Source organism: Pseudomonadota bacterium, assembly GCA_013285465.1.
Lineage (GTDB): Bacteria > Pseudomonadota > Alphaproteobacteria > Micavibrionales > CSBR16-224 > CSBR16-224.
Window position 1 is genome coordinate 2,441,968 of sequence record CP053449.1, and the last position, 19,866, is coordinate 2,461,833.

Here is a 19,866-nt window from a genome sequence, read left to right on the forward strand (position 1 = left end):
ATGATATCAGTCTCAAAGATTGGCAACATAGGCGGCCATCCGCGCCCGCATTTCCTGGTCCGGCTGACGGCCATACATGGCCTGTACATTTTCCAGCATATGTCCGACTTTCCGTGTCGCCGGAATCGCGCAGGTGACATGCGGGTGGTTAATAATGAATTTCAGGAAGAACTGCGCCCAGTTATAGCAATCAATTTCCCCGGCCCATTCCGGCAGCGGTTGTTGCCCGTAAAGGTCAAATAATTGTTTATGGCGGAAAGGCATATTGGCAATCACGGCAATGCCGCGTTCCGCCGCCAGCGGCAGCAACAGCTTTTCCGCCGCGCGGTCGACGATATTATAAGTGAATTGCACAAAATCAATCGGCTGTGTTTTCATCACATGCGCAATGGCCTCATGGCGCAAACCATGCGACGTTGTTACGCCGACATAGCGGATTTTACCCGCCTCCTTATCGGCGAATAATGTCTCCAGCTGCGTTTCCCAATCGGCAAGGTTATGTACCTGCATCAGGTCGAATTTGGGAATGCCCCACAGTTTCCGTGATTCCTCCATCTGCAAAATGCCGCGTTTTTTTGCACCCTGCCAGATTTTATAACTCGGCATATCCGTCCAGACTTTTGTCGCTGCAAATAACGGCTCCGTTTTTTCAAGCTGCTGCAATATCCGGCCAATGACCGCTTCGGATGTCCCATACATTGGCGAAGAATCGATCATACCGCCGCCCGCTGCGAAAAAAGCCCGCATTACCAGCCGGCAATGCTCCAGCAGCAACGGGTCATCGCCGATATTAAACGTCACCCATGTTCCCATGCCGATGGCGTTGATCTCTTCACCCGTCGCGGGAATTTTGCGTTTAATGGGACCGCTGGATAAATCGGGAAGCTGCAGATTCCACCCCTCCATTTGTCCATATGCAAGGGGCGGCAGTCCCGCCAGCGCCGCCAGCGATACCGCACCGCCCAAAAAATACCGGCGGCTGATTTTTCCGAAAATATCACCCATGTTTCCGGCCTAGAATGCGGTGATACTCTTCCGCGTCAAAGCCCAAAAGAATCTCGCCGCCCGCCGTCAGAACAGGGCGTTTAATCACGGAGGGGTTATCACGCGCAATATGCACGGCCTGTTCCGCATCCATTGTGCTACGGACGGATTCAGGAAGTTTTTTCCATGTCGTGCCGCGGCGGTTGATGACATTTTCCCAGCCATGCGCGTCAATCGCTTTTGCCAGCACCTCTTCATCAATCCCCAGTTTTTTATAATCATGGAAATCATACATCACACCGGCCTCATCCAGAAAAGTAATGGCTTTTTTCATGGTGTCGCAATTCTTGATACCGTAGATTTTCACATCTTTCATTCTACGCACTCCTTCCTACTCGTCATTTTCATGATGCCATTATAAACAGCCCTGCCCTTTTAAAAAACGGCTTTTTTTATATTTGGTGTTTGCAATTTTTGCCAAACCATGCGGTAATTTTACAGATGTTACGCAGCGCAAGGAGTGCACAATCATGGCCCGCATATCCAAAATATTTCCGGTTTTTCTGATAACGGCGGCACTGTTTCTCGGTGCGCCGCAAACGGCGCAGGCATTTGAAGCCGATCTGGTCGCCATTGAAAGCATGGGGGTCGAGGCTTTTCTGCCCGCTGCCGAAACAGGCGATGTGGAGGCGCAGACCATGACAGGGCTTGCCTATCTGACAGGTGTCGGTGCAGAGCAGGATGTCCCGACAGGTCTGGACTGGCTGAAAAAAGCCGCAGATGACAATAATGATGCCTATGCGCAATTTGTTCTGGGGAAAATTCTCGCATCAGATACAATCCCCGGCATTCCCTCCGATCCCGCACAGGCAAAAATCTGGCTGCAAAAAGCCGTCAATCAAGGTGTTCAGGATGCCGGACGGGTTTTGACGGATATGAAAGACGCCGATACCGCAACGGAAACGCCGGACGCACTGCGCAGCAAGGCGGAAAAAGGCGATGCGGCGGCACAGTACCGCTTATCCATGGCGCATTATTTCGGCACGGACGGTTTTGAAAAAGATTTGAAAGCCTCGCTGAAATGGCTGGGCGAGGCCGCCCATGGCAATGATGCCGCAGCGCAATTACTGCTGGGGCTGCGGCTGATGGATAAAGGCTATGACACGGATGGCATGATCTGGTTCAAACGGGCCGTTGCGCAAAAAAACGCCGAAGCGGAATACAGGCTGGGGCTTTACTATCTCCGCTATGATATGTCGGGGCAGAATTACGGTGCGGGCTGGCGTTTGCTGCAGCGGGCCGCCGAAAAAGGCGACACCCGTGCCCAAAAAATCCTGTATAGCGGCGATTAAGAACAAAGCCGCACAAAAACAGGCATCGTAAAACCGCAAAAAAATGGACTGGTATTTCACCTTAAAAACCCTGCATATTCTCAGCGCCGCGATCTTGTTCGGCACAGGGCTGGGGATTGCTTTTTTCATGTATGCCGCGCGCTTTGCCGAAAATCTGCACCAGAAATATTACGCCGCGCGCTTTACCGTTCTGGCTGATTTCATCTTCACGCTTCCCGCCGTTATCCTGCAGCCGCTGACGGGTTTTCTTCTTATAATCGAAGGCGGCTACTCCTTCCATGACACATGGATTATCCGGAGTAGCGCATTATATCTGCTGGTCGGCCTGTGCTGGATTCCCGTTGTTTTTATCCAGATCAGATTGCGCAATATGCTGCGTCATGCCATCGACAACGACACATCTCTGCCCGCAAATTATACAAAATTGTTCCGCATCTGGTTTCTGCTCGGCTGGCCGGCCTTTGCGGGCGTGGTCGGCATTTTTTACCTGATGGTCGCAAAACCGTAAGATTGAAAGAAAACACTCCATGGCATCCCTGACGCGCATTCTTGTTATCGGCGGATACGGTAATTTCGGCAGCTATATCTGCCGCCGCCTTGCGCCGCATCCGCAAATCCGGCTGATTATCGGCGGCCGTGACGCAAAAAAAGCCGCAGATTTTGCCGCGACGCTGACGGATGCCGCGCATAAACCCGCAACCGCCGTGCTGGATATTACAAAAGACATGAGCGCGGTTTTAAAAAGCGCCGCGCCGGATATGGTCATCCATACCTCCGGCCCGTTTCAGGGGCAAGGCTATGATGTTGCCAAAGCCTGCATCGCCGCCGGCTGCCACTATGCCGATCTTGCCGATGCGCGGGATTTCGTCTGCGGCATCACCGCGCTGGATCAGGATGCAAAACAACGCGGCGTCACCGTTATCAGCGGCGCAAGCTCCGTCCCCTGCCTGTCCGCCGCCGTTATCGACCGTTACCAAGACCGTTTCCAAAGCATCGACAATATTGATTACGGCATCGCCACCGCACAGCAGACCAATCGCGGCTTGGCGACGAGTTCCGCCATTCTTAGCTATGTCGGGCGTCCCTTCGAAACCCGCATGAACGGCAAAATGCAAAAAACCTATGGCTGGCAAAATCTGCGCAGTCATATCTATCCCGAAATCGGCAAGCGTCTGCTGGCGGATTGCGATATCCCTGACCTTGCCTTGTTTCCGCAACGCTATCCCGCTGTGAAAACAATCCGCTTTGGCGCGGGAACGGAAAGCCGCCTGCAACATCTCGGATTATGGCTGTTGTCATTCCTGCCGCGCAGCGGGCTGATAAAAAGCCTCGTGCCGCTCGCCCCGCTGCTGTATAAAATCTCGCGCCTGTTTGACCCGTTTGGCAGCGGCAAAAGCGCCTTCCATCTGCGTCTGACGGGAACGGATCATAGCGGCGAAACAAAAACGCTGACTTTTTACATCATTGCCAAAAGCAATCACGGGCCCTATATTCCGTCAATACCCGCAATTATTCTGGCGCAAAAACTGGCCGCAGGGGATAGATTGCCGCAAGGTGCCTTTCCTTGTCTTGATGTCATTACGCTTGGGGAATATCAGGCGGCACTGGACGGGCTGGATATCACATTTTTAACGGAAGAAACATGAAGACGGATATAAAAACCATTCCCGCAAGCGACCTGGATGCTGTTGTCGCCGTGCAGCAGCAATCCTATCCGAAAGAATTATGGGAGGATGCCGCGATCTTCCGCGAAAAACAGCGTGTCTTTCCGGAAGGCGCATTAGGATGGTATCAGGACGGTGTTTTGCAGGCCTATCTTTTCGTGCATCCCTGGCGCAAAAATGAAACGGCGCCGCTCTTTACGGAAAATATGTCTCTACCCGAAAATCCCGACTGCCTTTATATCCATGACCTTGCCATCGCCCCCGCCGCGCGCGGCAAAGGTGCGGCGCGCGCTTTGGTCACAGCCGCTTTCGCGCTGGCGGAAGAAAACGGGCTGGAGCATTTTTCACTGGTCGCCGTGCAGAATTCCGAAAGCTTCTGGAGCAAATTCGGCTTCACCCCTTATAAGTCTTTGACCTATAGCGGCGTACCCGCCACCCATATGGTGAAATAATGTTATTTCCACGACATGTCATAAAGATCTGTGCGGCGGTCTTTTAAATTTTGCACCGTGCCGCTTGTGCGCGCCTTATGCAGCGCAGGAATATCCAGATCGGCAGCAATCAGGGCTTCCTCCTCCGCAGCGGCGATTGCCGCGATACCGTCTTTTGCAAAACCGTAATCACAAGGCGTTAAAATACAGCTTTCAGCATAGTGATGATCGGCATTTTCGACATTCTCCAAATATCCTGTGCCGCCCGCCGCCACAACGTAATACTGGTTTTCCACCGTCCGCGCATGGCAGCAATAACGCACACGGTAATAGCCCTGGCGCTCATCCGTGCAGAACGGCACGAATAAAATCTCCGCGCCGTCATCGGCCAGTTTTCGCGCCGCTTCGGGGAATTCGGAATCATAACAGATCAGCACGCCGATCGGGCCGCAATCCGTCTTAATCACGCGGAGCGTATCGCCGCCCTGCAAATGCCAGCATCCGGCTTCATTCGGGGTCGGGTGCAACTTGTCCTGCGTGACAAAGCCGCCATCCCGCAAAGCGATATAACAGCTGTTACGCACCGCACCTTCCGCATCTTTATGCAGATGCGAGCCGCCGATAATATTGATGTTATGTTTTGCCGCCAGATTTTTTAAAAATTCCTGCCAGCGCGGCGTATAATCGCTCAGCGCCGCAACACCTTCGGCAAGGCTCAGTTTTTTCTCCGCCGCCGATAACAGACACAAGGTCAGCAATTCCGGGTAAAGAATAAAATCCGTACCGTCTCCCGCCGCCGCCGCGGTAAAATCATCCAGCCGCTTTTCAAATTCCTCTGCCGAGGCCACGCGCCGCATCCCGCATTGCAATGCCGCCACGCGAATCTTTTCTTTCGCCATATCCGTCCATCCGTTTTTTTGTCTCATAGATCATCCGGCACATATCATACGTCATATATATGAAAGAACAAGCGCCGACAATCTGTCACTTATCAGTCGTAAATCCCTTGCCCTTTCCCGCAAAGCCGCACAACCGCAAGTTATATTTTGTATAATTATTATGTTATTGTTTTATTAATAATTACGGTTTGAAAGACGGTCATCGCCGCATCCGTAACGCGCCTGTGAGTCGGAAGAATCATCCCGTAAAATTTAAGATTATGGTAAGAATAACACCTTATTTTTCAATAAGTTTTAAAAATATGTGAAATAATATCCCCTCATATGACATAACCCTGAACTATCTGCCCAATACGCCCCCGCAGTTGCGATATTATCTTGACATGATACGACCCGTTTTGGTGTAATACCGCCGTATTTCATACATGACATAAATGCACGTTCAACAACAGGAGAGAAAACCCATGATCCGCAAAAAGATTCTGGAGACGTATAAAAAGGTTATGCCGCCGATTTCGCAGACCGAAAAAGAGGCGCTGGAATCCGGCACCGTCGGCTTTGAAGGCGAGCTGTTTAAAGGCAAGCCCGATTTCGACAAAATGCGCAGCCTGCCGACCCCCGAACTCTCCGCGAAAGAACAAGCCTTTATTGACGGTCCCGTGCAAGAACTTTGCGACATGATCGATAACTGGAAAATCAACAATAACGGCAATGATTTCGGCGATCTTCCCGATGAAATCTGGGATTTCATGAAAGAAAACAAATTTTTCGGCATGGTTGTGCCGGAAAAATATGACGGTCTCGAATTTTCCGCTTATGCGCATTCGCAAGTCGTAATGAAATTGTCCTCCCGCAGTATTACTGCCGGCGTCACCGTTATGGTTCCCAACTCCCTCGGCCCGGCCGAGCTGATCCATGAATACGGCACACAGGATCAAAAAGATTATTATCTGCCGCGCCTTGCCAAAGGTGAGGAAATCCCCTGTTTCGCACTGACAGGCCCGAATGCGGGTTCTGATGCGGGCGGCATGCCGGATACGGGCGTTGTCTGCAAAAACGAAAAAGGCGAACTGGGCATCAAAATCAACTGGGACAAACGCTATATTACGCTGGGCCCCGTTGCGACACTGATCGGTCTGGCTTTCAAAATGGAAGATCCCGACGGTCTGCTTGGCGACAAAAAAGATATCGGCATCACCTGCGCCCTGATCCCGTCTGTCTGATCTGCCGGGTGTTTCAATCGGTGACCGCCACCGTCCGATGAATGTGCCGTTCCAGAACGGCCCCAATCAGGGTAAAGACGTCTTTATCCCGCTGGATAACATTATCGGCGGTAAAGAGCGCGCCGGACAGGGCTGGAAAATGCTGATGGAATCACTGGCTATCGGCCGTTCCATTTCGCTTCCGGCACAATCGACTTCTGGTGCGAAAATGGCAACACGCCTGACCAGCGCCTATGGCCGCGTCCGCCGCCAGTTCAATATGCCGGTCGGTAAATTTGAAGGCGTCGAAGAAGTTATGGCACGCATGGCCGGTACGACCTATATGATGGATGCTGCCCGTACGGCAACCGTCCAGATGGTTGACCGTAAAGAGCGTCCCGCCATCCCGTCTGCCATCGTCAAATACCATCTGACGGAAAAAATGCGTAAAACCGTTAATGACGCCATGGATATTCACGGCGGTAAAGCTGTCAGTGAAGGCCCGAGCAACCTGCTGGCCGAAGCCTATAAAGGTATTCCGATCGCCATCACGGTTGAAGGCGCGAATATCATGACACGTAACCTGATCATCTTCGGTCAGGGCATGGTACGCTCGCATCCTTACATGCTGAAAGAAATTCAGGCCGCTGAAGACAATGACGAGAAAGCTCTGACCAAACATCTGGTCGGCCATATCCTCAACAGTGTCATCAATGCCGGACGCAGCATGTGGCTGGGCGTGACAAACGGACGCCTGACACGCACACCGACAAAAGATAAAAACACCAAGCGTTATTATCAGAAAATCAATAAATTGTCGGCACAGTTCAACCTGCTTTCCAACGTCTCCGCAGGCGTATTGGGCGGCAGCCTGAAACGGAAAGAGCGCGTGACGGCACGTCTTGGCGATGTCCTCAGCAACATGTATATCGCTTCCGCAACCCTGCGCCATTTCGAAGCGCAAGGCAGCAATAAGGAAGATATCCCGTTGATGAAATGGGCTGCCGAGCAGTCGCTGCATGATGCGGAAAAAGCCATGAATGACCTTCTGGATAACTACCCGAACAAATTTGTCGGCGGTATCCTGAAGCTGATGACGGCACCGCTCAGCGTTCTGCCCTTCTTCGGACGCCAAAGCAACAAAGCACCGTCCGACAAGCTGGACCATCAGGTTGCCACGCTGGTTTCCACACCGGGCCCGGCACGTGACCGTCTGACGGGTGGTATTTATCTGCCGACAAATGAAAAAGAGCCGCTCTTCATTCTTGAAGACGCGTTCAAAAAAGTCGTTGCGGCAGAACCGCTGGAAAAGAAAATCAACGAAGCCGTCAAAGAAGGCAAGCTGGACAGCAAAGATCTGGACAAGGCCGTTAAAGCCAAAATCCTGTCGAAAGCAGAAGCCCAGCTGATCAAAGACGCCAATGCCGCGCGCGAAGCCGTGGTTGCCGTTGATGCTTTCGAAGACAAAGGCAATCAGGCGCTGCGTGCCAAACGCGCCGCCGAAAAACAGGCCGCTTCCGCTCCTGCTGCATCCAAAGCCGCAGCAAAGAAAAAGAAAGCGCCTGCCAAAAAGAAATAAACAGGTGATCCGCGCTCTGCGCGGAGAAACAAAGGAAACGGCGGAGAATTTTTTCTCCGCCGTTTTTTTGAAAAGGAGACTCCCAAACCATGATGTCGCTGACCATTATTATGACGGCGTTTTTTGCCTCTCTCCTGACCCTGTTTTCCGGATTCGGTCTCGGCACAATCCTGATGCCTGTTGTCGCGATTTTTTTCCCCGTCACCGTTGCCGTCGCCATGACGGCTGTCGTCCATCTGTTAAACAGCCTGTTCAAACTGGCAACGCTTTGGAAATATATTGACTGGCGCGTCACCGCACGCTTTGGCATCCCTGCAATGATTGCGACCGTACCCGGCGCATGGCTGCTGGCAAAACTCGCCGTTTTGCCGGAAATTCATTCCTATACGGTATTTGGAGCAACGGCGGAAGTCACCCCCGTCAAACTGGCTGTGGGATTATTGCTGATTTTCTTCGCGACGCTGGAATGGCTTCCCGTTCTGAAAAAGATCAACCTCTCCGCCCGCACCCTGCCGCTCGGCGGTATTTTAAGCGGTTTTTTCGGCGGATTATCGGGGCATCAGGGCGCGTTCCGCAGCGCTTTTCTGATCCGTGCAGGTCTGGATAAAGACCGGTTCGTGGCCAGCAATGCGGCCATTGCCGCGCTTGTCGACATCACCCGCCTTGCCGTTTACGGTCTTAATATCACGCTAATTATGGCGCAGGCGAATATGCCGCTTCTGGCCGCCGCGACCCTTGCCGCCTTTGCCGGCGTATTGGCAGGCAAGGCCGGGCTGAAAAAAGTCACGATCGGCTTTGTCCAGAAACTTGTCGCCGCAACATTATATCTTCTGGGTCTCCTGCTAACAGCCGGACTGATTTAAAACAACAGCATGATCAGTTGCCGGATTTGCCACACTAACAATATACGGTATTCATAAAGCCTGAAAATGCATATATCTTGTCTTTTTTTGAAAAAGCCTCTTGTTATTTCACCGTAAAACTGTGACAACAGGACGAAGGGCGTTTTACTTTAAAACGGGATTCGGATAAACGCAGGGTTTGGGTGCATAATGTGCGGTGTTATCGGAATAGCCGGTTCGGCATCCTCTTTTCAGGGTGATCCCGAATATCAGGCAGCCTATGAGGCCTATCGCGGTTTGCTCACGTTGCAGCACCGCGGACAAGATGCGGCAGGTCTGCTTTCTTATGATGATCTTTCAAAAATGTTTTACCAAAAGCGCGACCTCGGACTGGTCGCGCAAGTCTTTGACCGTGAAAGCATCGAGAACCTGACAGGTGCAATGGCCATCGGCCATACCCGCTATGCCACGACAGGCGGCAACGGCAAGCGCGATATCCAGCCGCTGCTGACCGGTGCGCCTTTCGGTCTTGGCATGGTGCATAATGGCAATATCGTCAACCAGCGCGACCTTGCCGATACATTGACCAGCGAATTAAAACGCCATCTGCTGACCAAAAACGATCTTGAAATCCTTTTATATTACTGGAGCCATTATCTGCTGGATGGCCATGAAGTCCGCGCCGAAAGCTTCAGCTTTGCCAATATGTGCCGCGCCACAAAACATATTTTCGACACATTCCGCGGCGGCTATGCCGTTATCGGTCTGGTCGGGCAATCCGGCATGATCGCCTTCCGCGACCCTGACGGCATCCGCCCGATGGTACTGGGGCAGAAGAAAACGGAGAACGGCGAAACACGCTGGTGCATTTCTTCGGAAACGGTCGCGCTGAATTATCTCGGTTATGAATTCCTGCGTGATGTCGCACCGGGTGAATTTATTTATATTGATCTTGAAGGCAATCTGCTCAGCGCCGTCTTAAAAACAAGCAAATCCCTCCCCGCGCCTTGCGTCTTTGAATGGATTTATTTCTCGGCCGCCGAAAGCACGATTGAAAATGAATCCGTTTACAAAGTCCGGCTGCGGCTGGGCGAGCAACTCGGCCTCAAAGCACAGGCGGCAATTGACGCGGGTGAAATCAGCCCCGATGTCGTGATGCCTGTTCCCGATACCAGCCGTTCCGCCGCCATTGCCGCCGCCGATACGCTCGGCCTGCCCTACCGCGAGGGGCTGATTAAAAACCGCTATGTCCATCGCAGCTTTATCCTGAACACGCAGGAAAAACGCGAAGAAGCCGTGCATCTGAAACTCAGCCCGATCCGCAGCGAAATCGAAGGCAAAAATATTCTGCTGATCGATGACAGTGTTGTCCGCGGCACGACCTCGAAACGCATTATCGAATTACTGAAAAGAAACGGCGCCAAGGAAATCGTGCTGGGCATTACCTGCCCGCCGATCCGGCACGGCTGTTTTTACGGCATTGATTTTCCCGACCCGACGGAGCTGGTCGCCAATGAAAAAAGCGTCATGGAAATCGCCGCATGGGCAGGGGCGCGGAAATTCATTTATCTGGACGAAGATGATTTGAAAAAAGCGGCCTCCAAAGACAGCCTGTGCATGGCCTGTCTTGACGGGAAATACCCGACCGCCGCCGCCGATATCACAAATTTCACGGAAGCGCGGCGCGCCGAAAGACTGGAGAATGCCGCAACAGTTAAAAAAGATGTTATGAAGAAAGAGAGACGCGCATGAAAATTTTTGTCGTTTTCGGAAGCAATTCGGATGAAGGCACTTACGCCCCGCTGATTGAGGAACTGAAAAAAGCGGGCGAGGTTGAATTCGCCGTTATCTCCGCCCACCGCAATCTTGAAGAATTGCAGGAAAAACTGAAAAGCTGGAACGGTGATGTCATCGTTGCAGGGGCAGGGCTTGCCGCCGCACTCCCCGGCGTTTGCGCCTCGATTTCCGACAAGCCGGTTTTCGGCGTCTCCGTGATGGCGCATTTCGGCGGGTTGGACGCACTGGCCTCCATCGCGCAAATGCCTTTCGGCATGCCGGTCTTAACCAGCGGCGCAGGGCAGGAAAAAAACATCGCCGCCTTTCTGCTGCGCTATCAGGAATTTTTGCAAAATGAACAACCGCGCCTGCATTTTGTACTGCCGCCTTTCGCGGCAGAGGAAGATTACGCCAAAGCGGAATTCGCCCGCGCCGAAACACTGGCCGAAGAGAAGGGTTGGCATGTTACCGAAGGCAGTAAATATGCCGGTGATGCCTTCAATATTATATATGTGACGGAAGATGCCGATATTCTTCCAGATGTGCTGGGCGCGCATGTGCCGCTTTTCAGCAAGGAAGAAATCCAAAAACCGGAAAACTATCTGAAGATTTACAACTGGGCGCAAAAAGGCGGGCTGTGGGTCGGCGCAAATAATTCGCGTAATGCGGTATTGGCGGCGGAACGCCTGTTTAAAAATGCGACGGAAGAAAATAGAGAGAGGGAAAGCCATGACACAATTACCGGAGATTCTGTATCGCGGATCGGTTAAGGACATCCGTGCAGGTTTCGAGAAAGACGATTTGATTTTTCAATTTTCCGACCGTTACTCGGTTTTCGACTGGGGCGAAATGCCTGACATATTGCCGGAAAAAGGTGCGGCACTCGCCATGCTGGCATGGCTGTTTTTCGATTTGTTAAAACAGCGCGGCATCAACAGTCATATGAATGCGCTGCTGGATCAGAATGGCGCAATACTCTCTGGTGATGACATCTTTACGCATAAAACCCCGCTGCTTTCCGTTGAGAAAATGGATGTGCTCCGCCCCGCCGAAAAATCGGAAAACGGAAAGCTCTCCTTTGATTACAGTGCCTATGATACAAAGCCCGCAGGCTGCCTTGTCCCGCTGGAGGTCATTTTCCGCTATGCCGTTCCCGAAGGCAGTTCGCTGTTGAAACGCGCAGGCGATGCGGATTATTGCAAAAGCCTCGGTCTGGATACGCCGCCGAAAGCCGGAGATGTTTTCACCGCACCGGTGATTGAATTTTCGACCAAGCTGGAAAATTACGACCGCTATCTGACCTATGATGAGGCGCAAAAAATTTCCGGCATGAATGATGCGGAGTTTTCAAAACTGCAACAGCAGATGAAAACCGCCGCCGCAACCCTGCACGGTATTTTCGCAGAAATCGGTATCGACCTTCTGGACGGCAAGCTGGAATTCGGTTTTGCCAAAGAAACAGATGCGGAGGGCAACCGCGATTTTGTGCTGATTGATTCCATCGGTCCGGATGAGCTGCGCCTGAGTTATAACGGCACCCAGCTTTCCAAGGAAGTCCTGCGCAAATTCTATCGCGGCAACAACTGGGAACAAGCCGTCGAAAAAGCAAAAAAACTGGCGGATCAGCGCGGCATTGCCGATTGGAAAACCATCTGTGTTGATGAGCTTCAGCAGACACCGCCCGTTCTCGACCCTGCGCTCAAAACCGCCACAGCCATGATTTACAAAAGCATTGCCCGTGCCTTGGCGGAAAAATTCTATCAAAAATCCTGCTTTGATAATGCCTGGCCCTTAAAAGATGTGGCAGCAACGCTTGATAATTGGGGCAAGAAACATGCCGCATAAGAAAACAGTCATGCTGATCGGCAGCGGCGGGCGCGAACATGCGATTGCCTGGAAATTGTCACAATCACCTTTGCTGAAAAAAACAATTGTTCTTCCCGGCAGCGACGGTATTGCCGCCTTGCCGAAAACCGCCTGCAAGACGGAAACGGATTTCCTGAAAGCCGCGCAGGAAATCAAACCCGATCTGGTCATCATCGGTCCGGAACAGCCGCTGGCCGAGGGGCTCACTGATCTGCTGGAGGAAAACGGTTTTACTGTTTTCGGCCCTACGCAAGCTGCGGCACAGCTGGAGAGTTCAAAAATCTTTTCCAAGGATTTCATGCGGGATGAAGAAATCCCCACAGCACGTTTTGCCGCCTGCAATGATTTTGACACCGCGCAAGACATCATCCAAAACTGGGATGCCTCCAAAGGTTTCGTCGTCAAGGCCGATACGCTGGCCGCAGGTAAAGGCGTTGTTGTCACCGACAGCCGTGACGAAGCGCTGAAAACGGCAAAAGATTTCATGGTCAACCCTGCCTGCACCGTCAAGACGGAACGCCTGCTGCTGGAAGAAAAACTAACAGGGAAAGAAGTCTCCGCCTTTGCCGTTTGCGACGGCACGGATTTCCTGACACTCGGCTATGCCTGCGATTACAAACGCGCTTTCGCCGGTGACAAAGGTCCGAATACCGGCGGTATGGGCGGCTTCAGTCCGCAGGGCTGGCCGTCTGACAAAGTCAGAAAATTTGTCGCGGAACATATTTTCAAAAAAACGCTGGACGGTATGGCCGCACGCGGCACACCTTTTAAAGGCATTCTGTTTGCCGGATTAATGGTGGATGGCGATAACGTCAATGTCATTGAATATAATGTGCGGCTGGGCGATCCCGAAACACAGATTCTGCTGCCGCTGATGGAAGATGACATCCTTGAAATTTTCCTTGCCGCCGCAAAAGGTGATCTGGCCTCTCTTGGTAAAAAATCGTTCAGCCTTTCCGGCGCGACGGCGGTGCATATCGTCATGGCCTCGGAAGGCTATCCGTCCACCGACGGCAGCGCGATGACCCTGCAGCAAACCATCAACGGCATTGATCAGGCAGAAAATGACAATAACGCGCTTATCTTTCTGGCAGGCGCAAAAAAACACGGCACGGATTGGGTCAATACCGGCGGGCGCGTTCTGGGTGTCACCGCGATTGGCAAAGATGCGGAAGAGGCGCGCAAAAAAGCCTATGCGGCATTGGCGCAAATCAGTTTTTGCGGCGCACATTTCCGTGACGATATTGCAGGGGGCGGCTTTGGCACATAAGGCAAAAATCCGCAGCATCATCTTCGCATCAGGCAGCGGTACAAATGCCGCAAACCTGATCCGTCACGCTGCGGAAAATCCTGATTTTTCCGTCGCCGCCGTTATTTGCGACAATCCCGCTGCGGGGGTGATCGAAAAATGCGCGGCGCTTGATCTTCCTTGTCATGTCATCCCGTTTGAAAGTTCCAAACACAATCATGAGGAAAAAATCCGCACAGCGCTCGCGCATTATGATGCCGACTGGATTTTTCTGGCGGGTTATATGCGCATCCTCAGCGCAGAATTTATCGCGGAATTTTACGACTCCGCCTTAGGCTGCGCCCGCATCGTCAACATCCACCCCTCCCTGCTACCCGCCTTTCGCGGCAAGGATGCCTATCAACGCGCTTTCACCGAAAATGTTCCCGAGTCCGGCGTGACAGTTCATTTTGTTGATTCCGGCATTGATACCGGGCCGATCATTCTGCAACGCCGCTTCCCGCGCAAGAGCGATGACACGCTGGAAAGCTTCACCGCACGCGGCATGGCGCTGGAATATCAAACCTATATCGATGCCGTCGCCTTACTGCTGCAGCAGCTGCAAAATAAGAATTTTCAGGAGAAACGCGCATGACCGCATCCGCTAAAATCCGTTTTGAAATCGAAGACCTCGCCGCGCCGGATGCGCAAAAACTTTCCGGCTGCGAGATCCGCAAAACAAATTTCTATCTTGTGGAATCGGAAACGGCGGAGAAAGAAAAACTACAACAACAAGGCAGCGATATTTTCGCCGATCCGTTGATCCAGAAAATCCATATGGACGGCAAGGGCGCAGATATTTTGACCGGCGCCGCCTATATTATCGAAGTCACATTCCGCCCCGGCGTTACAGATAATCCTGCCCACAGCGCCGCCGAAGCTTTCGGTCTTGGCGGTATAACCGCAAGCGTTGCCAGCGGACGGATTTATGCCGTCAGCGGCGACATTTCCCGTACAGAGGCTGAAACACTTGCCGCAGAGGAATTCGCCAATCCGCTGATTGAAAAAATCGGTGTTTACACACCGGAAGAATTTGCCGCGCTGAACCGTTTTAACGACATCAACCTGCCGCATGTGCATCTGCAGGGCGCGCCGGAAATTCTGACCATCAACCTTGACCGCAGTGATGCGGAACTTGCGCAGTTGAGCACTGACCGCTGTCTTGCGCTGACAGTTGATGAAATCAAACATATCGAGCGCCATTATCATGATAAAAATGTTGCCGCACATCGCGCAGAAAAGAACCTGCCCGCGCAGCCGACGGATGTGGAGATCGAAATCATCGCACAAAGCTGGAGCGAGCATTGCAAACATAAAATTTTCAGTGCCGCTATCACCTATACGGATGAGACAGGCGCAACAACTGACATCAACAGCCTGTATAAAACCTATATCAAAGGCGCCACCAAAGAAATCGAAAAACAGCGCGGTATTGACTGGCTAATCTCCGTCTTTGAAGATAATGCCGGTATTGTGCGTTTTGACGGCAAGATTGACCTTTGCATCAAGGCGGAAACCCATAACAGCCCCTCGGCTCTTGACCCCTACGGCGGTGCTTTAACAGGTATTCTTGGTGTCAACCGCGATATTCTCGGCTGCGGGCTCGGTGCTTTGCCGATTGCCAATACGGATGTCTTTTGTTTCGCGCCGCCCGATCTTCCTGTCACATTAGGGGCTGAAAATATGCCCGCAAAACTGAAAGAACCGAAACGGATTTTTGAAGGCGTGCATCTGGGCGTGGAAGACGGCGGCAATAAAAGCGGCATTCCCACCGTCAATGGCGCAATCTTTTTCGATCAGGACTACGCCGGCAAACCTCTCGTTTTTTGCGGCACAATCGGCACAATGCCCCGCCGGCTGGATGACGGGCGTGCCGCCGCAGAAAAACAGGCGCAAAACGGTGACCGCATTTTTATGGCCGGCGGCGCGATCGGCGCAGACGGTATTCATGGCGCCACTTTCAGTTCGCTGGCACTGGATGAAAACGCGCCCGCCACCGCCGTACAGATCGGCGACCCGCTGACGCAAAAACGCCTGACCTCCTTCCTGCTGGAAGCCCGCGATAAAGGGCTTTATTCCAGCGTCACCGATAACGGCGCGGGCGGGCTTAGCTCCAGTATCGGTGAAATGGCCCTACAATCAGGCGGGGCGGAAATTGAGCTGGCACAATGTCCGGTGAAATATCCCGGTCTGCAGCCCTATGAATTGATGATTAGTGAAAGTCAGGAGCGGATGAGCTTTGCCGTACCGCCGCAACATGCCGCTGACTTTCTGGCGCTGGCAAAAATCCATGGCGTAGAGGCAACGGATATCGGCTTTTTCAAGGATGACGGTTTCCTGACAATTCATTACCGCGGCAAAATTGCTGCGGAACTCGATCTTGATTTTCTGCACAATTCCCTGCCACAAATGACACTGCAAGCCGTCTGGAACGGCGGGCAAGCGCGTAAAGCATGGCATAAGGAAAATACCGCAATACAGGAGCTGCCGCAGCCGGAGGCGAATGGCGCTTTCATCAAAACCGCGCTTCTCACCTTGCTCGGCGCGCCGAATATCGCCTCGAAAGAAAAATGGGTGCGCCGCTATGACCATGAGGTACAGGCCGCAACCCATATCAAACCTTTCAGCGGCACAGGTGACGGCCCGTCCGATTGCGGTGCCATCTGGCTGTATCCGCATGGCGGCGAACAGGAAAGCGCCGTTACCATCGGCTGCGGACTCGCGCCGCGCCTGTCTTTGAGTGACCCTTATCTAATGGCGCAATATGCGGTGGATGAAGCCATCCGTAATGTTGTCGTATCAGGCGGCGATCCGGATATGTGCTGCCTGCTGGATAATTTCTGCTGGCCCGATCCGGTCAAAAGCGCGCATACGCCCGATGGTGATCTCAAGCTGGGGCAGCTGGTCAAAACCTGTCAGGGGCTTTATGATATCTGCACCGCCTATGGCGCGCCGCTGGTCAGCGGTAAGGACAGCATGAAGAATGATTACCGCGGCAAAGATCATCAGAGTCGCGACATCACGATCAGCATTCTGCCGACCCTGCTGGTCACGGCAATGGCCAAGGCCGATATCCGCCATACGACCCGCAGCGATTTTCAAAACAGCGGCGATTTTATTTATCTGCTGGGGGAAAATCATGCCGGATTAGGCACATCGGAATTCGCACAGCATTTCGCAGCGGATAGCACCCCGCCCGGTATCAACATGGAAAAAAATATCGCGCTCTACCGTGCCTATCACGAAGCCTGTCGGAATAACGTGCTGTCATCGGGCCATGATCTCTCGGATGGCGGGCTGCTGGTGGCGCTGGCGGAAAGTATGATCGGCGGCGGCAAAGGCGCAGCTGTCGACATAATGAATACCGCGCTGCCGCTAACGGATCTGCTGTTCGGTGAAGCGGCAGGACGTTTCCTTGTATCGGTTGCGCCTGCGCACCGCGCCGTTTTTGATGATCACTTTGCAGGTCATTCCCCGCTGCTGCTGGGGCAGGTGACGGATGATGAGGACTTGTCACTAAAACTGCCCGCGCCCTATTCACGCATCACAATCTCCTTAAGCGAGATGGAGGATAAATGGAAAAACAGTCTCTCCCTTTAACAAACACGCTTTATAAAAACAGCCTGCCGAAATTTCTGGTGCTGGCAGGTGACGGCGTCAATTGCGAAAGTGAAACCGCTGCCGCCTTTCTTCATGCCGGCGGCGCAGCTGAAATTGTGCATATCAACCGCCTTCTTGAAAACCCGCAGCAGCTGTCCGGTTATGACGGGCTGGCATTGCCGGGCGGTTTTTCCTTCGGGGATGAGTTGGGTAGCGGCCAGCTTCTGGCTTTAAAGATCCGTGCACAGCTCGGCGATATTTTCCGCGATTTCACCGCACGGAAAAAACCGGTCATCGGTATCTGCAACGGTTTTCAGGTGCTGGTGCGTCTGGGTCTGCTGCCTTTCCCTGATGCGCCGCGCGCCGCCGCGCTTGCCGTAAACAATCACGGGGAATTTATGAATAAATGGGCGGATTTAAAAACTGATTCTTCCTCCGTCTGTCTCTGGACAAAAAATATGGAAGATATTTCCCTGCCCGTCCGCCATAAGGAAGGCCGTATCGTTCTGACCCCCGGTGCGGAAAAAGATGTCTATAAGATGCTTGTAAAAAACGGACAGATTCCACTGCGTTATACATCCGATATCAACGGTTCCTACGAGCGCATTGCCGCGCTGTGCGACCCGTCCGGTCTGATCCTCGGTATGATGCCGCATCCCGAGGCTTTCGTTTTTCAGGCCACAAATAAACAGCGTCATCATAATCCTCTGGAAAAGGGTGCAGGACTGCAATTATTTGAAAATATTCTGCGTTACCTTAAAGGCGCAGAAAGTGATAGGGAAGGATTACAGCGTCATGGCTAATACACGAACAATCCGCCGCGCCTTAATCAGCGTCAGCGATAAAACGGGTCTGGATATTCTGGGACAGGCTCTGCATAAATGCGGCGTTGAAATTATTTCTACCGGCGGCACGCGCAGCTATCTGGAAGAACGCCAAATTCCCGTTACCCCGATTGAAGAGGTTACCGGCAATCCTGAAGCCTTTGGCGGACGCATGAAAACCATCAGTTTTGAGATTGCCAGCGCCCTGCTATTCCGGCGTGGCGCTGATGATGCCGAGGCGGAAACTCTGGGCATCAAACCTATTGATCTGGTCGTCTGTAATCTGTACCCGTTCGAGCGCACCGCACGCGCCGGAGCAGATGAGGCCGCATTGGTGGAGAAAATTGATATCGGCGGCGTCACGATGATCCGCGCTGCCGCGAAAAATTATGAGGATGTCACAATTTTGACTGACCCCGCGCAATATACCGCGCTGGCGGAAAAATGGACGGCGCAAGCCGTCACGGATTTTGACGCGCGTAAAAAATTCGCCCTCGCCGCCTTCCGCCATACCGCACGTTACGATGCCGCCATTGCCAACCGTTTCGAAGTGCTGGCCAATGATGCGCTTTACACGCCTGTCGTCACATCTGAAACAGCGGAAATTCTGCGTTACGGCGAAAACCCGCATCAAAAAGCCTGGCTGTATAAAGACCCGCTGGCAACCGACGGGCTGGCACAGGCCGAACCTTTGCAGGGCAAAGCACTGTCCTATAATAATCTTCTGGATGCCGATGCCGCATGGCGCGCCGCACAGGATGTTGCCGGTGTCAGCGCGAAAGGCAGCCATTGCGCCGTCATCGTCAAACATTTAAACCCCTGCGGTATTGCCGTCAGCAAAACCTCCGCCAAGGATGCTTTGGAACAGGCATGGGCGGGCGATCCCGTCAGCAGCTTCGGCGGTATCATCTGCCTGACGACACCCTGCACGGAGGAGATCGCCGCATGGCTGGATGACAAATTTGTCGAAATCGTTATTGCCCCCGTTTTTGCAGAAGAGGCGCTCGGCATTTTTGCACGTAAGAAAAACCTGCGCATTTTAACCTCCCCCGGTGCTGAAGAAACAGCTCCTTTCATGCTGCGCAGCGTCTCGGGCGGATGGCTGGTACAGCAGGAGGATTTCGGTATTGAGGATGATTTCAAAACCGTCACCAAAACCGCCTTTGGAAAAGCGCAGAACAATGTTCTGCGTTTCGGCATTGCCGCCTCCAAACATTTGCGCAGCAACGCCATCGCCCTAGTGCAGCAAAATGATAACGGCATTGCGCTGATCGGCGCAGGAATGGGCAACCCTAACCGTCTTGTCAGCACGCAGCAGGCCGTCGAAAAGGCGCGGGAAAACGGCTATAATGATTTGTCGCATTGCGTTTTGATTTCCGACGCATTTTTCCCCTTTGCCGATAACATCGAGATTGCCGGCGAATACGGCATCCGCCATATTCTGCAACCGGGCGGCAGCATAAAAGATGACGAGGTTATTGCCGCCTGTGACGCGCAGGGGATTGCCATGGCATTTACCGGCAGCCGTCATTTCCGTCACTAAAGTTTTGAAAGGAATA

General features: G+C 52.8%; 18 protein-coding genes. 15 read left to right on the forward strand and 3 right to left on the reverse strand.

Going from position 1 to position 19,866, the window contains the following annotated elements; all coding sequences use genetic code 11:
• Window positions 1–12: 12 nt before the first annotated feature.
• Both HND56_11715 and HND56_11720 read right to left on the reverse strand, forming a co-directional pair.
• Window positions 13–1,005, reverse strand: a complete 993-nt coding sequence (locus tag HND56_11715; protein QKK06311.1) for an aldo/keto reductase — start codon at window positions 1,003–1,005, stop codon at window positions 13–15.
• Window positions 998–1,351 carry an ArsC family reductase gene (locus tag HND56_11720; GenBank protein QKK06645.1) on the reverse strand — a complete coding sequence of 118 codons (354 nt, stop codon included), beginning with the start codon at window positions 1,349–1,351 and terminating at the stop codon, window positions 998–1,000. The genes HND56_11715 and HND56_11720 overlap by 8 nt, the downstream gene beginning before the upstream one ends.
• A 163-nt stretch (window positions 1,352–1,514) precedes the next feature.
• Between HND56_11720 and HND56_11725 the strand changes: the two genes are divergently transcribed.
• Genes HND56_11725 through HND56_11740 form a run of 4 tightly spaced genes read left to right on the forward strand, consistent with a single transcriptional unit; the run spans window position 1,515 to window position 4,452 of the window.
• Window positions 1,515–2,336 carry a sel1 repeat family protein gene (locus tag HND56_11725; protein ID QKK06312.1) on the forward strand — a complete coding sequence of 274 codons (822 nt, stop codon included), beginning with the start codon at window positions 1,515–1,517 and terminating at the stop codon, window positions 2,334–2,336.
• Window positions 2,337–2,379: 43 nt separating this feature from the next.
• A complete protein-coding gene (locus tag HND56_11730) occupies window positions 2,380–2,844 on the forward strand; it encodes a DUF2269 domain-containing protein (GenBank protein ID QKK06313.1) in 465 nt (154 codons plus the stop codon).
• Window positions 2,845–2,872: 28 nt separating this feature from the next.
• Window positions 2,873–3,982: a potassium transporter gene (locus HND56_11735; GenBank protein QKK06646.1), complete on the forward strand. Its 1,110-nt coding sequence runs from the start codon at window positions 2,873–2,875 to the stop codon at window positions 3,980–3,982.
• Window positions 3,979–4,452: a GNAT family N-acetyltransferase gene (locus HND56_11740; GenBank protein QKK06314.1), complete on the forward strand. Its 474-nt coding sequence runs from the start codon at window positions 3,979–3,981 to the stop codon at window positions 4,450–4,452. The genes HND56_11735 and HND56_11740 overlap by 4 nt, the downstream gene beginning before the upstream one ends.
• A 2-nt stretch (window positions 4,453–4,454) precedes the next feature.
• On the opposite strand, the gene HND56_11745 is transcribed toward HND56_11740, so the two are convergent.
• Complete coding sequence (locus HND56_11745; GenBank protein QKK06315.1) at window positions 4,455–5,330, reverse strand: carbon-nitrogen hydrolase family protein; 876 nt, start codon at window positions 5,328–5,330, stop codon at window positions 4,455–4,457.
• A gap of 464 nt (window positions 5,331–5,794) precedes the next feature.
• Between HND56_11745 and HND56_11750 the strand changes: the two genes are divergently transcribed.
• The 11 genes from HND56_11750 (at window position 5,795) to purH (ending at window position 19,850) form a co-directional block, all read left to right on the forward strand.
• On the forward strand, window positions 5,795–6,553 hold the full coding sequence (locus HND56_11750) for a hypothetical protein (GenBank protein QKK06316.1): 759 nt from the start codon (window positions 5,795–5,797) through the stop codon (window positions 6,551–6,553).
• A gap of 37 nt (window positions 6,554–6,590) precedes the next feature.
• Window positions 6,591–8,111 (forward strand): acyl-CoA dehydrogenase, encoded by a 1,521-nt coding sequence (locus HND56_11755; GenBank protein ID QKK06317.1) that lies wholly within the window; start codon window positions 6,591–6,593, stop codon window positions 8,109–8,111.
• A gap of 89 nt (window positions 8,112–8,200) precedes the next feature.
• Window positions 8,201–8,974 carry a sulfite exporter TauE/SafE family protein gene (locus tag HND56_11760; GenBank protein ID QKK06318.1) on the forward strand — a complete coding sequence of 258 codons (774 nt, stop codon included), beginning with the start codon at window positions 8,201–8,203 and terminating at the stop codon, window positions 8,972–8,974.
• 189 nt (window positions 8,975–9,163) lie between these two features.
• Window positions 9,164–10,705, forward strand: a complete 1,542-nt coding sequence (gene purF, locus HND56_11765) for an amidophosphoribosyltransferase (protein ID QKK06319.1) — start codon at window positions 9,164–9,166, stop codon at window positions 10,703–10,705.
• Entirely contained in the window at window positions 10,702–11,499 is a 798-nt protein-coding gene (locus HND56_11770; GenBank protein ID QKK06320.1) for a hypothetical protein, read from the forward strand. The genes purF and HND56_11770 overlap by 4 nt, the downstream gene beginning before the upstream one ends.
• Window positions 11,459–12,574 (forward strand): phosphoribosylaminoimidazole succinocarboxamide synthase, encoded by a 1,116-nt coding sequence (locus HND56_11775; protein ID QKK06321.1) that lies wholly within the window; start codon window positions 11,459–11,461, stop codon window positions 12,572–12,574. Before HND56_11770 ends, HND56_11775 begins: the two co-directional genes overlap by 41 nt.
• Complete coding sequence (gene purD / locus HND56_11780; protein QKK06322.1) at window positions 12,564–13,865, forward strand: phosphoribosylamine--glycine ligase; 1,302 nt, start codon at window positions 12,564–12,566, stop codon at window positions 13,863–13,865. The genes HND56_11775 and purD overlap by 11 nt, the downstream gene beginning before the upstream one ends.
• On the forward strand, window positions 13,831–14,478 hold the full coding sequence (purN, locus tag HND56_11785; protein QKK06323.1) for a phosphoribosylglycinamide formyltransferase: 648 nt from the start codon (window positions 13,831–13,833) through the stop codon (window positions 14,476–14,478). Before purD ends, purN begins: the two co-directional genes overlap by 35 nt.
• Window positions 14,475–17,483 (forward strand): phosphoribosylformylglycinamidine synthase, encoded by a 3,009-nt coding sequence (locus HND56_11790; protein ID QKK06324.1) that lies wholly within the window; start codon window positions 14,475–14,477, stop codon window positions 17,481–17,483. Before purN ends, HND56_11790 begins: the two co-directional genes overlap by 4 nt.
• The gene (locus tag HND56_11795; GenBank protein QKK06325.1) at window positions 17,459–18,286 is read left to right on the forward strand and encodes a phosphoribosylformylglycinamidine synthase subunit PurQ; all 828 of its coding nucleotides are present in this window, start codon (window positions 17,459–17,461) and stop codon (window positions 18,284–18,286) included. Before HND56_11790 ends, HND56_11795 begins: the two co-directional genes overlap by 25 nt.
• The gene (gene purH, locus HND56_11800) at window positions 18,279–19,850 is read left to right on the forward strand and encodes a bifunctional phosphoribosylaminoimidazolecarboxamide formyltransferase/IMP cyclohydrolase (protein QKK06326.1); all 1,572 of its coding nucleotides are present in this window, start codon (window positions 18,279–18,281) and stop codon (window positions 19,848–19,850) included. Before HND56_11795 ends, purH begins: the two co-directional genes overlap by 8 nt.
• Window positions 19,851–19,866: the final 16 nt, after the last annotated feature.

What these genes read in the sequence shown, in the direction of transcription:
- HND56_11715 (QKK06311.1), bottom strand. Translation starts at nt 1,005, where the DNA reads ATGGGTGATATTTTCGGAAAAATCAGCCGCCGGTATTTTTTGGGCGGT.
- HND56_11755 (QKK06317.1), top strand. Translation starts at nt 6,591, where the DNA reads ATGAATGTGCCGTTCCAGAACGGCCCCAATCAGGGTAAAGACGTCTTT.
- purF (QKK06319.1), top strand. Translation starts at nt 9,164, where the DNA reads ATGTGCGGTGTTATCGGAATAGCCGGTTCGGCATCCTCTTTTCAGGGT.
- HND56_11730 (QKK06313.1), top strand. Translation starts at nt 2,380, where the DNA reads ATGGACTGGTATTTCACCTTAAAAACCCTGCATATTCTCAGCGCCGCG.
- HND56_11795 (QKK06325.1), top strand. Translation starts at nt 17,459, where the DNA reads ATGGAAAAACAGTCTCTCCCTTTAACAAACACGCTTTATAAAAACAGC.
- HND56_11745 (QKK06315.1), bottom strand. Translation starts at nt 5,330, where the DNA reads ATGGCGAAAGAAAAGATTCGCGTGGCGGCATTGCAATGCGGGATGCGG.
- HND56_11775 (QKK06321.1), top strand. Translation starts at nt 11,459, where the DNA reads ATGACACAATTACCGGAGATTCTGTATCGCGGATCGGTTAAGGACATC.
- purD (QKK06322.1), top strand. Translation starts at nt 12,564, where the DNA reads ATGCCGCATAAGAAAACAGTCATGCTGATCGGCAGCGGCGGGCGCGAA.
- HND56_11750 (QKK06316.1), top strand. Translation starts at nt 5,795, where the DNA reads ATGATCCGCAAAAAGATTCTGGAGACGTATAAAAAGGTTATGCCGCCG.
- HND56_11760 (QKK06318.1), top strand. Translation starts at nt 8,201, where the DNA reads ATGATGTCGCTGACCATTATTATGACGGCGTTTTTTGCCTCTCTCCTG.
- HND56_11770 (QKK06320.1), top strand. Translation starts at nt 10,702, where the DNA reads ATGAAAATTTTTGTCGTTTTCGGAAGCAATTCGGATGAAGGCACTTAC.
- HND56_11725 (QKK06312.1), top strand. Translation starts at nt 1,515, where the DNA reads ATGGCCCGCATATCCAAAATATTTCCGGTTTTTCTGATAACGGCGGCA.
- HND56_11790 (QKK06324.1), top strand. Translation starts at nt 14,475, where the DNA reads ATGACCGCATCCGCTAAAATCCGTTTTGAAATCGAAGACCTCGCCGCG.
- purH (QKK06326.1), top strand. Translation starts at nt 18,279, where the DNA reads ATGGCTAATACACGAACAATCCGCCGCGCCTTAATCAGCGTCAGCGAT.
- HND56_11740 (QKK06314.1), top strand. Translation starts at nt 3,979, where the DNA reads ATGAAGACGGATATAAAAACCATTCCCGCAAGCGACCTGGATGCTGTT.